At 67.9% G+C, this 15,349-nt stretch carries 11 protein-coding genes; 6 read left to right on the forward strand and 5 right to left on the reverse strand.

Annotated elements, in window-relative coordinates; all coding sequences use genetic code 11:
- Window positions 1-53 precede the first annotated feature (53 nt).
- From RIV12_RS00985 to RIV12_RS00995, 3 genes are all read left to right on the forward strand, one after another.
- A complete protein-coding gene (locus tag RIV12_RS00985; protein ID WP_004564836.1) occupies window positions 54-383 on the forward strand; it encodes an ArsR/SmtB family transcription factor in 330 nt (109 codons plus the stop codon).
- A complete protein-coding gene (locus RIV12_RS00990; protein ID WP_009405546.1) occupies window positions 367-690 on the forward strand; it encodes a hypothetical protein in 324 nt (107 codons plus the stop codon). Before RIV12_RS00985 ends, RIV12_RS00990 begins: the two co-directional genes overlap by 17 nt.
- Before the next feature lie 221 nt (window positions 691-911).
- A complete protein-coding gene (locus tag RIV12_RS00995; RefSeq protein WP_081379979.1) occupies window positions 912-2,468 on the forward strand; it encodes a serine/threonine-protein kinase in 1,557 nt (518 codons plus the stop codon).
- A gap of 259 nt (window positions 2,469-2,727) precedes the next feature.
- Here the strand turns inward: RIV12_RS00995 and RIV12_RS01000 are convergent, their stop codons facing one another.
- The 5 genes from RIV12_RS01000 to RIV12_RS01020 form a co-directional block, all read right to left on the reverse strand.
- Window positions 2,728-3,495, reverse strand: coding sequence for an alpha/beta fold hydrolase (locus RIV12_RS01000; RefSeq protein WP_003779943.1), 768 nt, complete (start codon window positions 3,493-3,495; stop codon window positions 2,728-2,730).
- A 271-nt stretch (window positions 3,496-3,766) separates the two neighbouring features.
- Window positions 3,767-5,539 carry an aspartate--tRNA ligase gene (gene aspS, locus RIV12_RS01005; RefSeq protein WP_075416979.1) on the reverse strand — a complete coding sequence of 591 codons (1,773 nt, stop codon included), beginning with the start codon at window positions 5,537-5,539 and terminating at the stop codon, window positions 3,767-3,769.
- 106 nt (window positions 5,540-5,645) lie between these two features.
- Window positions 5,646-6,422: a DNA-directed RNA polymerase II gene (locus tag RIV12_RS01010; RefSeq protein ID WP_309321580.1), complete on the reverse strand. Its 777-nt coding sequence runs from the start codon at window positions 6,420-6,422 to the stop codon at window positions 5,646-5,648.
- A gap of 93 nt (window positions 6,423-6,515) precedes the next feature.
- On the reverse strand, window positions 6,516-8,840 hold the full coding sequence (locus tag RIV12_RS01015) for a hypothetical protein (RefSeq protein ID WP_075416981.1): 2,325 nt from the start codon (window positions 8,838-8,840) through the stop codon (window positions 6,516-6,518).
- 404 nt (window positions 8,841-9,244) lie between these two features.
- Window positions 9,245-10,513, reverse strand: coding sequence for an enterochelin esterase domain-containing protein (locus tag RIV12_RS01020; RefSeq protein WP_143224031.1), 1,269 nt, complete (start codon window positions 10,511-10,513; stop codon window positions 9,245-9,247).
- A gap of 655 nt (window positions 10,514-11,168) precedes the next feature.
- Here RIV12_RS01020 and RIV12_RS01025 point away from each other — a divergent pair.
- From RIV12_RS01025 to RIV12_RS01035, 3 genes are all read left to right on the forward strand, one after another.
- Window positions 11,169-13,739 (forward strand): DEAD/DEAH box helicase, encoded by a 2,571-nt coding sequence (locus RIV12_RS01025; RefSeq protein ID WP_309321581.1) that lies wholly within the window; start codon window positions 11,169-11,171, stop codon window positions 13,737-13,739.
- A 123-nt stretch (window positions 13,740-13,862) separates the two neighbouring features.
- Window positions 13,863-14,441, forward strand: coding sequence for a PadR family transcriptional regulator (locus tag RIV12_RS01030; RefSeq protein WP_075416984.1), 579 nt, complete (start codon window positions 13,863-13,865; stop codon window positions 14,439-14,441).
- Between the two features lie 60 nt (window positions 14,442-14,501).
- Entirely contained in the window at window positions 14,502-15,344 is an 843-nt protein-coding gene (locus RIV12_RS01035) for a CPBP family intramembrane glutamic endopeptidase (RefSeq protein ID WP_309321583.1), read from the forward strand.
- Window positions 15,345-15,349: the final 5 nt, after the last annotated feature.

The following is a 15,349-nucleotide window of genomic DNA, read 5'->3' on the forward strand; positions in this document are numbered from 1 at the left end:
ACTCCGCGGAAGAACGCTTTGACATCAAGGCGAGTTGATATAAAATCCCTTGTATGCGAAAGGTCGCCACACCACCGGAGGCCCCCCTTGGGGAGGACTCGGCCGTGGTGCAGCTGTTCAAGGCGCTGGCTCACCCCATGAGGGCGAGCATCGTCTACCGCCTCATCAGCTCACCGGCTGACGTCACCGAGCTGGTGACGTTCCTCGGCGTCTCCCAGCCCCTGGTCTCGCACCACCTGCGGGTCCTGCGCAACGCCCACCTGGTCGAGTCGGTCCGCGACGGCAAGCGCCAGAGCTACTCCCTCATTGACGACCATGTCGCATCCATCTTCATCGACACCCTCGAGCACACGAAGGAGCACGATCATGACTGCCACCACTGAGCACCGCCCCGCTGAGGCCCACCAGCACACCCACGGCCCCGACTGCGGGCACCTGGCCGTCATCCACGGAGACCACGTGGACTACATTCACAACGGCCACGCCCACCACGAGGACAACGGCCACTACGACGAGTGCGACACCTGCTCGTGCGAGCACTGCTCGGACCCCTGCGCCGTGTGCGAGTGCGAGGACTGCACCTGCCCCACCTGCAACCACAACACCTGCTCGTGCGAGCACTGCTCGGACTCCTGCTCCTCGTGCACCTGCGAGGACTGCACCTGCCCGACCTGCACGCACGCCGCCTGAGCGACTCAGTCAGTCACCCCTGGACGGGCTCCGCCTTCAGGAGGTGCGCCCCTGTGAGGGCCTTTTGCCGAATGACGTATGTCGGCAGGAGGCCCTCACGGTTTGCGGCAACGCTGTAGCCGACGGCGCCCGACGCAGACGGTCAGCGGGAGGCCCCTGGACGATGAGGCTCAGGGAATGGCGAGTTTGCACCGATGCGCACGCGCAACGATCATGTGCCCATGAGCAGTCCCCTGCCTGTTTCCGGTGCTTCTGGGCACGTCGCACCGCCTGTGCCCGGTGTCCGTCTGGGACAGGTGCTGGGTCAGGGAGGATTCGCCACCGTCTACGCCGGGGAGCAGGTCTCGTTGGGGCGCCCAGTGGCTGTCAAGATCGACTCCAGGCCGCTGCACGACGAGCGCAACCGCCGACGTTTCATGCGGGAGATGGCGGCCGCCAGCCGGATCAGCGGGCACCCGAACGCGGTCTCGCTGATCGACTCCGGAGTGCTTCCCGACGGACGTCCCTACCTGGTCATGGAACGCTGTGACGGAGGCTCCTTGGCCCAGGTCCTCGAGCGCTGCGAGCTCAGTGCCGCCCAGGCCGTCAGCATCGTCACGGCCGTCTCCGCCGCGCTGGGAGCCGCTCACGAAGCCGGGGTCCTCCACCGCGATATCAAGCCCGGAAACATCCTCATTGACGCCTACGGAAGCCCGCGTCTGAGCGACTTCGGCCTTGCCGCCATCCAGCGCGAGGGCATCGAGTCCTCCGTCACCCTGGAGACGATGACACCGGACTTCGCTCCGCCGGAGGCCTTCACCCTGGCTGAGCCCTCACCCAGCGGCGACGTGTGGTCGATGGGGGCCGTTCTGTTCACGCTCCTGACCGGCCGAGGTCCTCGTCGCACCGCAGACGGCACGGCCCGAAGCCTACCGGAGATCATCAACCACCTGTCCGTACCCGTGGACACCTCGGACACACGTATCCCCGAGGCGTTACGTCCGCTGCTCGACCGGGCGCTGCACCCCGACCCCGCTCAGCGGTACCGCGACGGCAACGAGCTGACCGAAGCACTGACTCGGGCCGGCGGGCTCTCGAACGGCGCGTTCAGCACCCCTCACTCGGCGCTACGGGATTCCCACCCCCTGCCTGCGGCGATCTCGACGCCCACAGCCGGATCGCGCCGCTCGAGCAGGGCACTGATGCTCCTGGCACTGGGGGTGACAGCGGGCGTCGTCATCTCCGCCGCTGTGCTGGGCGCCGTCAGGCTCATCGACTCGGTGCCGTCAGCGAACCGGGCAGCCCAGCGGGCCTCTGCCTCACCCGTCCTACATGCGGGGGCCCGAGCGGAGCAGGGCGCCGGCAGCCGCCCCTCGGCTACGGCCCGGGCAACCGTCCCCGGCTCCCGGAAGGCCTCGCCCTCCCCGACAGCCGCCCCGACTCCCGCGCAGGTCAACGCCCAGGGCATCCCCTACTCCGACGACATGCCGTGGCCTCTGGGGACCTGCCTGAGCCGGACGACCTCGGTCGTGGGCGGCACGAGTGTCAGCCAGGTCGACTGCTCCCAGGCCGACTGGATCGTCTTCGCCGGCGGAACCTTCGACCCGGCCACGACCGCTTCCAGCGCCTCCGAGGCGCTAACGGATGACCCGCAGGTCAAGGTCACCTGCACCAGCACCTACGCGGAGCGCTACGGACTCGACCTGTCCACCAGCTACTCGATCAATACGCTCGGTCCCAGTGATCAGGAGTGGGAAGCGGGCAATCGCGGTTTCGCCTGCGTTCTGGGCCGGCTGTAGGTCTGCAGCGGTCTCACGCGCCCCGCCGTGCACGGGGCCCGCACCGACAAGGACCCGGTTCCGCATCTCTTGGCGGGGTAGTCACTACGCGTTCATCGTCGAGGGCAATCAGAAGACCCTGCACCGAACTCTGAAGGATCTGCCGTGGAAGAACGTCCCGCCCATCTCCTCGGTTGACACTGGCCACGGGCGGTGGGCGCGACGCACCAGTACCACCACGAACCGCAAGACTCTGAAACAGGCCAGGCCCAGGGGCGGGTCACCGGCCGGTGCTGGCGAAGACTTCCTCGATGAAGGGATCGACGAGCCGGTGGTAGGCCTCCGGGGCGTCCCGCCGCACGCAGTGGCCGACGCCGTCGAGCAGCACCAGGCGCACGAGCGGATTGGTCACTTCAGTGGGGTCAGGAGCCATGTCGCCGCGGCGGGGTGCCAGGTAGAGCGTCGGCGTCCTCAGCCGGTTGATGGCGCTGACGAGGTCGGCCTCGCCGAGATAGGTGCCCTCGCGGATGTAACGGCGGTCGACCCGTTTCTTGCACGCGGCCCAGCCCTCGATCTCGGATTCGCTCCATGAGGTCTCGCGCCTCATGCGTTCCCGCTCGGCCGCGCCGCCGTCGGCGAAGGCGTCCAGGAACCGTTCCTGATGCTCCACGAACCAGGGGGCAGGGGCCCAGTGCCCGGTGGGACGTGCGACGTCCTCCAGGACCAGTGCCCGAACCAGCTCGGGCCAGGCGACGCTCACCCGCAGCGACATGAGCCCTCCCAGACTGTGGGCCACGACGACCGGCGGCTCCGAGAACAGGGCCAACGTCTTCTCAAGGTCCTTTTGCATGGTCTGCGGCGCCCGGGCCAGGGTCTCGTCATCCCACCGCGGGGAAGCCCCGTGCCCCCGCTGATCGATCGCGAGGACGTGATACCGGGAGGACCAGCGGGCCACGGCGTCGGGCCAGGCGGTAGCCGATTCGGTCAGGCCGTGGACCAAGAGCAGCGGCGGATCCGCCGGGGCGCCCCACTCGTGCAGCGCAAGCATCGTCACCTCGTCGAGTGTAGGCGAAGAGCGCGCACGAGCTCCGTGCTCGCATCGGCCCCGGCTGAGCTCATCGATTCCGATGAGGGCAGGTCTTCCAGGGCCTGTGGCGAAAGTCGTCGAGTTCGGTGCTCCCCGGGGGCCGAGGCCCCCGGGTGTATCCGCGACACCGGGATCGGCACCCCATCCGCAAGTCTTAGCCTGACGACGCGACCTTCGAACTCAGCTCTGCTTCATCCCGTCCTCTTTGCCCTGCGCCGCAGAGCCGGACTCGTCACTCGTCGTCCGGGACGGCGTCGACCCCGGCCTCCTTGCGCTGCTCGGGCGTGATCGGAGCAGGCGCCTCGGTCAGCGGGTCGAAGCCGCCACCGGACTTCGGGAAGGCGATGACGTCACGGATGGAGTCGGCCTTGGTCAGCAAGGAGACGATGCGGTCCCAGCCGAAGGCGATACCGCCATGCGGTGGGGCGCCGAAGGTGAAGGCGTCCAGAAGGAAGCCGAACTTCTCCTGAGCCTCCTGCTCACCGATCCCCATAACGTTGAAGACGCGCTCCTGAACGTCGCTGCGGTGGATACGGATGGAGCCACCGCCGATCTCGTTGCCGTTGCAGACGATGTCGTAGGCGTAGGCCAGGGCGTTGCCCGGGTCGGTGTCGAAGGTCTCCAGGCACTCGGGCTTGGGCGAGGTGAAGGCGTGGTGGACCGCGGTCCAGGCGGACTTGCCCAGGGCCACGTCGCCGTCGGCCTTGGCGTCGGCGGAAGGCTTGAACAAGGGGGCGTCCACGATCCAGACGAAGGACCACTCGTCGTCGTTGATGAGGCCGCAGCGCTTGCCGATCTCCAGGCGGGCGGCGCCCAGCAGGGCGCGGGAGGAGTCCACGGGACCCGCGGCGAAGAAGATGCAGTCTCCGGGCTCGGCACCGGCGGCCTGGGCCAGGCCCTCGCGCTCGGCGTCGGTGATGTTCTTGGCGACGGGGCCACCGAGGGTCCCGTCGTCGGCGACGGTGACGTAGGCCAGGCCCTTGGCACCGCGCTGCTTGGCCCACTCCTGCCAGGCGTCGAAGGTGCGTCGGGACTGGGAGGCCCCGCCGGGCATGACGACGGCACCCACGTAGGGGTTCTGGAAGACCCGGAAGGTGGTGTCCTTGAAGTAGTCGGTCAGGTCCACCAGCTCGCAGCCGAAACGCAGGTCGGGCTTGTCCGAGCCGTATTTCTCCATGGCGTCGCGGTAGGTCATGCGGGCAATGGGCGTGGGCAGGTCGTAGTCGATGAGGGCCCATACCTCGCGCAGCACGTCCTCGGCGACGGCGATGACGTCGTCCTGCTCGACGAAGCTCATCTCCACATCGAGCTGGGTGAACTCGGGCTGGCGGTCGGCGCGGAAGTCCTCATCCCGGTAGCAGCGGGCGATCTGGTAGTAGCGCTCCATACCGGCAACCATGAGCAGCTGCTTGAACAGCTGCGGGCTCTGCGGCAGGGCGTACCAGGAGCCCGGTGCCAGACGAGCCGGGACCAGGAAGTCGCGGGCTCCCTCCGGGGTGGAGCGGGTCAGGGTGGGGGTCTCGATCTCCACGAAGTCATGGGAGTCCAGGACCCTGCGAGCGGCCTGGCTGACCTTGGCACGCAGGCGGATGGCGTGTTGCATGGCACTGCGCCGCAGGTCGAGGTAGCGGTAACGCAGCCGGGACTCCTCGCCGACCTGTCCGGCGTCCTCGGCGTGGTCGGAGACCTGGAAGGGCAGCGGGGCGGAGGCATTGAGGATCTCGACGTCGGAGACGACGACCTCGATCTCGCCGGTGGGCAGGTTCGGGTTGGCGTTGCCCTCAGGGCGGGCGCTCACCTCACCGGTGACGGCCAGGACGTACTCGGCGCGCAGGTCGTGGGCGATCTCCTCCCGGATGACGACCTGGGCGATACCCGAGGCGTCCCGCAAGTCGATGAAGGCCACGCCTCCGTGGTCACGCCGTCGGTCCACCCATCCGGTGAGGGTCACGACCTGGCCGATGTCTGAGGCGCGCAGGGAGCCTGCGGTGCGAGTTCGCAGCACGGTGCTGAGTTCCTTCCGTGTGGGGCACTGAGCCGGTGCCCGTCGGGGCGCACCACGAGACGGGTGGGCGCCGGCGGCAGTTTACAAGGAGCTCGGCACTCGGGCGTCAGGCCATGGCCCGACGGCGTTGGTAGGCCGCCATCCTGCGACGGTTGATCGCCACGAGCACCGACAGCACGACCAGGATCACGCTGAGCACGAGGATGGAGGCACCGATGATCGGAAAACCGGTTGACCCGCCATCTGGACCAGCGGCCTGGATGCCGGAGGCTCCGGCACCATTGGGCCGCCCCACGGCCGCGACCTGACGGGGTGGTGGCGTCGGAGCGGGCGGAACGGTGGGAGGGGTGGACCCTCCGATGACCGTGACGCCCGAAACAGTGAAGTAGGGGCTCTTGTTGGTGTAGTCCGCCGCGTTGCTCTCCTGGCCGCTCTCCCCCTGAGCCCCGGAGACCCGGAATCGCAGCCAGTGGTTTCCCTGCTCGACGTACTCGGGAAGCTCGAAGGAGCCCGCAGCGGTGCCGTCCTTCTTGACGGTGATCGTGGCGACCACCTCGGACTCCGTGGGGTGAGAGGCGACCAGCGCGCCGTCGTCGACGAGGACCTGGACCGTCACGCCACTGGGAAATCCCGAGAGCGTGTACATGATCGTTCCTCCGACGGCGACTGTCGAGGGGCTCACCGTTGAGGCGGTTCCTGTGGTGGAGGGACCGGTCTTGGTGTCCGCCCTGGCAGCGGGGCTCGTGGAGACCAGGGCTGCCAGGGATGCGAGGAGGACGGAGCAGACGACGATGAGCACGCGCGTCGAGCCCTGGAGGCAGCGGAAGCCGGTCCGATGCCAAGCCGGTGCAGGACGCCGATCTCGACGTATGCGCTCTGTCATCCGGGACGTCCGGATCATCTGCTCCCACCTCCTTTCCACGGCCGCGTGTTCCGGCCCCGTGACGATGTCATTGACGATCTCTACCGCACCGTCTCAGCGCCTGCGCGGCATCCGCAGTTGCGGGGCGGACCGGGGTGCGCCGAGCGGCATGCCGGAGAACGCAGCGACCAGCAGGCTCACGGCACCGACGACCAGCAGTCCTCCAGCGCTGCCCAGGAGCATGTCGTTGGCACTGAGTCCCTTCGTGGACGCAGCCGCTTTGTCCGGGAGGGGCAGGAGCTGAGCCTGTGCCGGATTGCGAGGATCGAAGGACGCGGAGGAGATCTCCAGCTTCGCCCATCCCAGCAGGCTGTTGTCACGATCGGCTACCGCCAACTCGTAGGAGCCGGACTCGAATGTCGAGATGTCGATGGAGACGCTGTTGGCGTCGTCGACCTGCACCCAGCCCTTGGTGGTGGCTCCGGGGAAGACGAACACCGACACCCACTCGCCCGCCTGCACCTTGGACTTGGGCAGGACGAGGTTGACGATGTTGCCCTGGCGGGAGCCGGACAAGGAGCCGGCATTGTCCGCGCTCAGGTGCGCGGCGCTGGCCACCGGGGGCACCGGGCTCCGGTCAGGACGGACAGTGCGCTGAGAGGACGTGTCGGGCTCGGGCGAGCCCTGCGTCGAAGCCGCGGAGTCCTCCGGGGCCTGTGCGCGTACGTCTCCTGAGCCGCCGGCGCTCGGGGCGGGAGCAGCTCCTGCGTTTGCCTGCTGAGGGGCGGAGCCGTCCTGCGAGGCCGAGGAGCGTGAGTCCGATCCGGTGCCGGGTGCCTGAGGTGCGGAGGAGTCGCCCTGGACACCTGCACCGGCGTCTGTGCCGGCTCCTGCACCTGTACCGGAACCCGTGTCGCCCGGGTTGATGCCTGGGGCGCCATCCGTTCCGGGGCGCCCGCCGTCATCCGGATTCGGCTTCTGAGCGTTCTGATTGGGTTCGGCCGAGAGGGTGGGAGCAGGGCCGGAGGGTGAACCAGTCGGCTCCGGCGCGGGTTCCCTGGTGGGCGCCCCGGTGGCCGAGGGCTCAGCGCTCGGAGTGGGGGCCTGGCTCGGCGCGGGGGCCGGATCCGGCTTGGGTTGTGGAGCAACGGCCTTGCTGAGGGTGAAGATGTTGGTGCCGGCCGTCAGCCCGGCACCAATGGACGAGACCTGGACGTAGTAGCGTCCTTTATCGGCGTTGCCTGCGGTGTAGAGCGCCGACAGGTTGAGCTGGGCGTCGAAGGACCCGTGGTGGAAGGTGACGGGGACCGAGAGCGTCCCCGGAATCACGTACCCACCGTAGGCCGCGACCTTGATCTCGACCGACTTCTCGCCATCGAGCATCGTCCCTTGGGAGCACCAACCCGAACCCCGGACTCTGACAGCGTTCTCTGGGTCGTAGGCGGGTTCGCCCCCCTGAGGGTCGGAGCCGTCGGAGCTGAGCACCTGGACGGTGGGCTTGGCCTGGCACGTCTCAACAGCGGCGCTCGGGGATGCGCTCGGCTGAGCGGACGCAGTCGGCTCAGGCAGAGGCGCCCCTGTAGGCGAGGGCGATGAGCTGGGTGAGGCAGTCATGGAAGGACTGGCAGACGCGCTGGGTGCTGCGGAGGGAGTCGGTGTGGGGGGTGCCGGTGAGCTGGGGGCCGCTGAGGAAGTCGGTGTGGGAGTCGGCGTAGGAGACACGGAGGGGTCCGGCACTGGTTCAGGAGTCGGCTCCGGCGTGGGCTCAGCGCTCGGCTCCGCGGTGGGTGCGGCGGACGGCTCGGAAGTCGGTTCAGCAGTCGGCTCCGGTGTTGGTTCGGGGGCCGGAGGGTTGATGACATTCGGGTCCTGCTTGACGAAGGAGAACAGGCCTGTTGTCGCACTCACTGTTCCGCTGGTGTAGGTAAGGCTGAAGACCCTTGTGCCGACGTCCCAGCCGCTGTCCCCGGTGACCTGACGCATACCCTTGACGAGATAGTCGGTCGGGATGAACACGTCCTGCTCGCCGTTGGCGGGAGCCGGTCGCTCGAGCTCGGCATTGAGACCAGGAAGCAGGTACGGAGTGACGGTCCTTCCCTCGACGACGTTGAGCGTGATGGCGGGGTCCTCCAGGACTTCTCCTGCGGTACTGCACCAGTCCGACAGGATTGACTCAACTCCCACGCCGAATCCAGTCTCGTAGACCGGAACCACATACTCGGGTTCCGACTGGCCCTCGGGGTAGACCATTCTGGCTGCGGGGTGGCAGGCCGAGCCGTTCTCGGAATCCTCAGCGGCTTTGCCTTCGTTCAGGAGGGGCATGGCGGCCACACCGGCGGTGGCCAGAACAATGCCAAAGGCTGTCAGAACAGCAAGAATTGCGCGCACACCGACCCTGGTCGCAGGGAGGGCCGCAAGCAGCCGCTGAGCGTATTGCATGACGTGGTCTCGTTCATGGGCGGGGGCAGATGGACTTACTCGTACAGCAAATGGCTGACAACCGAGATGCACGAGGAAAGGACGCACCGCGAAGCAGGCGCGGCCGCCTTTCGCGAACGATGATAGACGGACGCCCCCTTTCTAAGAATCCGCTATCACCAGAAAACATCGTCCGCGTCGTCGATTCCTGGTTAAGTATACACACGGATAACCCTACGACCGGTCGGGATGAGATCATTCAGAACCGGAATTCTTAGGGAAACTCAAGCGTTGGTAACGCTAAATCAGTATACGTGATCCCGTTGTGGCCAAGATTTCTTTTGAGTCACGGTTTTATTCGTGCAGCAGATCGGGGCCCCGCCCCGCGCCCCTCTCTTCTCCGACGGCCACCCGTGAAAGCGCGCTCAGGTGCCCGGCTGCTGGAGTCCCAGGTCCTGCTCGTGAGCATCGAGTCCCCGCGACAGACCATGACGCCACCAGGCGTAGTCATGGCCACCGCGCTCCTCCCGGTACTCGACGAGAGCCCCCTCCTGCTCGAGGAACACCGCCGCTGTTCGAGCGGCGCGTTGCAGGCCGCCTTCATGGACCCCGCACTGCACCACCAGGCGAGCCTCCAGACCGCCACCGCTGCGGGCATCCAGCTCCTCCTGCCCCCACGATCCGATGGAGTCGCTGCGAGTCTCAGCACGGCGGCGCAGCCAGGTCAGCAGCTCCCCCTCGCCCTCACCACGACACTCCGAGCCAAGCCAGAAGGAGCCGGACTGGACAACCGCGCGGGTGGCCAGCTCGGGATGGTGCAGAACGAAGTCGGCTGCTGCGACCCCTCCCAAGGACTGCCCGGCCACCACGATCCGATGCGGAGACCATGGGTGCACACCAACACCGTCAGAAGGTGAGTCGGTCGCGCGCCCATGGTCGCCGGCCGCCCGTCGTGCCGCCTGCAGGCAACGGTGGAGCAGCTCTCTGCTGCGTCGTGGATCCGCCAGGTCGCGTGAGCGCATCGCCAGGCCGCCGGAGTCGATGAGCAGCAGATCCCAGCGGCTGGATCTGGCGGCCAGGTGATCGACGGCGTCGTTACCGCGCCAGATGTTTCCGTCGAGCAGGACCAGCAGGCCGCGCTCGTACCGCCCACCGGAGGATTCCGGGACACGGCACCCGCGCCACAGCGTGACTCGGCGCCTGGGATCGTGCGGCTCATCAAAGTCCCTCAACGCCTCGTCCTCCAGGTCGAACCTGATGTCGTACCCGTCGCGCTCATCATGGGGACGGTTCAGCGCCTGGTCCGCCAGAGCCCCCGAACCGGTCCTCCAGTCCGGGTGCAGCAGGGCCTTGGGCCCCAGCCACATCGAGGAGACCAGGCCGAAGCCGTCATGCAGTCGGTCGGGGTTGAGAGGATCCGGCCGCCCCAGCGCGTGAACACGCTTCCAGCACTCGCGCCGGGCCCCGGCGTCGTCAGGCAGCGGGGCTTGAGTCACGACGATTCGGTAACCCAGGAGCGCATCCTGCGGCAGCAGGACATGAAGCGCCCACCAGCCGGTTCCGGGAACCCGGACGGCGAGCGCCGGCGCGATGTGGGTGCGATGGTTGTCGGTCAGGGTGTTGAGATGGATGAGAACACTCGGACTGGCGCCGTGCTGCTGGTCATCGCGCCACAGGAAGGTCGTCTCCACCATCTCGACCCCGTCGACGACACGGCTCTCCCCCAGGAGAGGACAGCCACCGGCCGCAGCGGCGGCCAAGGCTGAATCGTCGGGAGCCTGAGGCCACCACGCCGGAGTCATCCGAACAGGGCCCCCGTCCGGCGCCAACGGGGTGGGGACCAGCTCTCGCCACCGAGCCCGCGGTGCGGATGGCTCGCGGCTACGCGCCTCACTCACCCCGCCGACTCTACAGCGGCGCCGCACTGGCCTGGCAACGGTGCAGCGAAGGTCAGCTCCTGACGCGGTGCCGGCCGTGGTCGACTCCTCCGTGAGGCGAGTAGCCGGATGATGACGTTGCGGGGCTCGATCCGTAGGGCTGCTGACATGGCCACGAGACCGACCTCACCTGTGATCCAGACCGTGGAGCACAGAATGCCGCCGATTCTCCCGTAGCCTGGGCTCAGGAGCGATCCGTGCCCTGTTGACCCCGTTCGGGTCCTGCCGCATCCGGTGTGCGGCATGAGCATCCCGTGAGTCTGTGCGTGTTAGCCCATGAGTCACCCGGCCAGTCCGGGTGCGGGGCGAGTGTGGTGGGCCAGGTACGGCAAAGAGCGGAGGACAAAAGGTCCTCCCCCACACTCCGCCGCGGTCCCCGACATCTTCATGGGGACAGATATGGGAAAACTTCATGACTACCTCCTCCAGCAGCACTGTGCCCGGTGCCTCCGACGACGCCCGGAGCTCCGACAGCAACGGCCCCCTGAGTCTCGACGCGCTCTTCTCCGCCGAGCTCTCCGGCGGCCGGCCGACCAAGACCGACGACGACGTTGCCGCGCCGCACCACTCCGACGACGCCACCTCCTCCCCTGAGGACTTCGCGACTCCCGCCTCCTCCGACTCCCCTGAGGACCCTGAGGACGTCGACCACGAGGACGAAGCGGACGACGTCGACCGGAACCTCCCCGAGGCCGACCCGGAGGACGGGGTCGACGACCCCGATGAGGACGACGGTGTCGACATCGATGAGGACGAGGTCGACGGCCACACTCCTTTCATCGACACCGACACTGATTCCGATGGCCACCGGCACGCCGACGAGCACGCCACGTCCCCGCGCAACCGGGACGAGGACGAGGTGAAGGCGGGTCGCGAGGACGACGAGATCACCTTCGCCGACCTGGGTCTTCCCGGGGACCTGCTCAAGGCCATCACCGACATGGGCTTCGTGACCCCGACCGCAATCCAGAAGGAGGCGATCCCGGTCCTGCTGGCCGGCCGCGACGTCGTCGGCGTCGCCCAGACCGGAACCGGCAAGACGGCGGCCTTCGGACTGCCGCTGCTCGACGCCGTCGACTCCCGTGACAGCGTGGTTCAGGCACTCGTCCTGGCCCCCACCCGCGAGCTCGCGCTCCAGAGCGCCGAGGCCATCACCGATATGGCCGCCCGCTCCCGCGGCCTCGACGTGGTGGCCGTCTACGGCGGCGCTCCCTATGGTCCCCAGATCGGCGCTCTCAAGGGCGGCGCCCAGGTCGTCGTCGGCACTCCCGGACGCGTCATCGACCTCATTGACAAGGGCGCTCTCCAGCTCGACGACGTGCGCTACTTCGTCCTGGACGAGGCCGATGAGATGCTGCGCATGGGCTTCGCAGAGGACGTCGAGACGATTGCTCAGTCCCTTCCCACCGATCGGCGCACCGCCCTGTTCTCCGCGACGATGCCTCCGGCCATCCAGGCCGTGGCGCGCCAGCACCTTCACGAGCCCGTTCAGGTCGAGGTCTCCAGGCCGGCCTCCACCGTCGCCACCGTTCACCAGACCTACGCGGTGGTTCCCTTCCGCCACAAGATCGGGGCCGTCTCCCGGGTCCTGGCCGTCACTGACGCCGAGGCCGCCATCGTCTTCGTGCGGACCAAGTCCACGGCCGAGGACGTCGCCATCGAGCTGGCGGGCCGGGGCATCCAGGCCGCTGCCATCTCCGGTGACGTGCCTCAGCGCGAGCGCGAGCGCCTCGTGGAGCGACTGCGCGCCGGGACCCTCGACGTGCTGGTGGCCACCGACGTTGCCGCCCGCGGACTGGACGTGGACCGCATCGGCCTGGTCGTCAACTTCGACGTGCCCCGTGAGGCCGAGGCCTATGTGCACCGTATCGGTCGCACGGGCCGCGCCGGCCGCCACGGGGAGGCCGTCACCTTCCTGACCCCCAAGGAGAAGGGCAAGCTCCGCCAGATCGAGCGCCTCACCGGAAGCCGTCTGGAGGAGATCACCTTGCCGTCTCCCGCGGACGTCTCCGAGCACCGTGCCCGCAAGCTCCTGTCCAAGGCCGCCGCCCGCCACGAGCGCGGCCGTCTGGACATGTACCTGCCGCTGGTGGCCGACTCCGCCCGGGAGTTGGACATCGACGTCGAGGAGCTGGCGGCCACGCTGCTGGCCCTGGCCGTGGGAGACGAGGGACCGCGCAGGCGCGAGGACCGTGGCGGTGAGCGTGCCCAGCGCGCGCGCCGTGAGGAGAACCTCGACTCCGAGGGGACCTTCCTGTCGGCCTCCTTCGAAGGCGGGCGCGAGAAGAACCGTCGCGGCGAACGGGGCGAGGGCCGCCGCTCGGCCACGCGGTCCGGCCGCCGCGAGCACGAGGGCCCCGGCACCGTCTACCGCGTTGAGGTAGGGCACCGAGACCGGGTCCTTCCCGGCGCGATCGTCGGCGCTCTGGCCAATGAGGGCGGGATCGAGGGCTCCGATATCGGCAAGATCGACATCCTTCAGTCCTTCTCCCTGGTCACGATCTACGCCGATCTCAGCCCCGAGCAGCTGAGCGTCATGGGGCGGGCGACCTTTGCCGGCCGCGAGCTGCGGATCCGCCCCGACGAGGGTCCGGGTCACGGCTGGTCCGGCCCCAACGGCGCAGAGCGCCGTCCCAAGCGGCGCGACTGGGACGACCGCAAGGACCGCGGTGAGCGCGGCGAACGGCCGGAGCGCGGATTCCGCCCCCGCCGTGATGACGGCGAGCGCGGCTGGAAGGACCGTGACGGACGCGGCGGTAGGGGCGGTTACGACCGCTCGGAGCGCGGGGACCGCCGCGACAACCGCCGGTGGGACGAGCGCCGTGGCGAACGGGACGGCTTCCGCGGTCGACGCGAGGACCGGGACGGTCGCGGCTACAACCGCGACGGCTACCGGGATGACCGCCGTGGCTACGGTGAGCGCAACCAGAACCGCTTCGGCGGCAACCGGGGCGGCTTCCGCGGACGACGCGGCGACCGCTGAGTCCCCGGCGGCTCACTGACACGATGGGTGGGGCGGCAACACACGTTGCCGCCCCACCCATCATCGCAGCCGGTCATGTGAGGCGATCGGCGCTGCGGGATCCTCTTCGCATACTGTGTGCGCATGAGACTCAGACACGCCATCCTCGGGCTGCTGTCCCATCAACCACAGAGCGGCTATGACCTCAATCGAGCATTCACCAGCTCAGTCGTTTACTTCTGGCACGCCGACCAGTCCCAGATCTATCGCACTCTTGACCGCCTTGAAGCCGATGGCGCCATTTCGACGCAGGTCATTCCTCAGAGCGGTCGGCCGGATCGGCGGCTACACAGCCTGACGGAGTCGGGTCGCGCCGAGCTCGATGCCTGGCTGATGAGCCCACTGGAACCCAATACGGTGAAGGATCCCCTGCTGGCACGCGTCTTCTTCGCGGCCCGTCTGGGTCACGAGAGAGTGGATGCACTCCTGTCCGAGGCCGAGGAGCGGTTCCGCCGGGAGCTGGAGGAACTGGAGGCGATCGATATCGACGTGGTGGATCTCGACACCGCCATGAAGGCCGCAGTCCTTCGTGCTGGGATTGACGGCACAAAGAGTCAACTGGAGTGGCTCGCCCAGACCCGGCGCACTATCGCCGCGGACGCCAGCAGTACGCGGTCGGGAGCCGCCGAGGGAGCCAAGACCGCTGATGAGGACGGTCGCTGAGGAGACGCGTCGACGTCTATATACTTGCATCATCCAATACTCGTATTGCATAGTATGAGTATGGATGAAGCATCTCCCTCCACCGGTGCAGCTGCCGAAAGCTCCTTGACCCGTCTCGTCGTTTTCAGCGTCATCACCCTGGGCTCCGGCTGGGTCGGACTCCTCGTCGATAATGCACTCGGCAACCCCCACTCCATGGAGGCACCGGGTACCCTCATCTGGATCATGACGCCACTCCTGACCGGTGCTGTCATGGCTCTGAGCGATCCGTCACTGCGCCGTTCCTACGCCGCTTCGTGGCTACCGGGCAGGCTGCGAACCTATGGCGTGGCGCTCACCGTCTTCCCACTGTCCTTCGCCATCCCCATTGCCATCGGCTGGGCCGTGGGATGGCTGACCCCCGCCGGGCTGGGAGCATTCGGAGGCGTCGTGGCTGCAGGCGTGCTGGGGACCGTGCTCAAGAACGTCGCCGAGGAGGGCGCCTGGCGTGGATACCTGGCACCTGCACTCTTCGGCCGAAAGCTGTCCGACCCCTGGGTCTGGTTCATTTCCGGGATGATCTGGAGCCTGTGGCACATCCCTTACTACGCGTGGTTCATGGACGAGGCGCTCCTCCGCGCGGTCTACGACGTCCCTCCGATCGTCTACGCCCTTATGACAGTTCCCATCATGATCTGCTGGGCGCCCTTGTTCACCGAGCTTCGGATCCTCAGCGGCAGCATCTGGCCGGGTCTCGTCGCGCACTCGATCGCGAACCTCAGCCAGATCCCCCTCAGCAAGGGTGGACTGCCGATCACGCCGGGTTGGGAGCTGTTGGTCTCCCCACTGGTGGGCGTCATTCCGAACGCCTTCATCCTGGCGGTGGGCCTGGGGCTGTGGGCGCGGCGCACCGGCCGGTTCTGACAGCG

Origin of the sequence: Actinomyces stomatis (assembly GCF_031292835.1) — a bacterium.
Classification (GTDB): Bacteria; Actinomycetota; Actinomycetes; order Actinomycetales; family Actinomycetaceae; genus Actinomyces; species Actinomyces stomatis.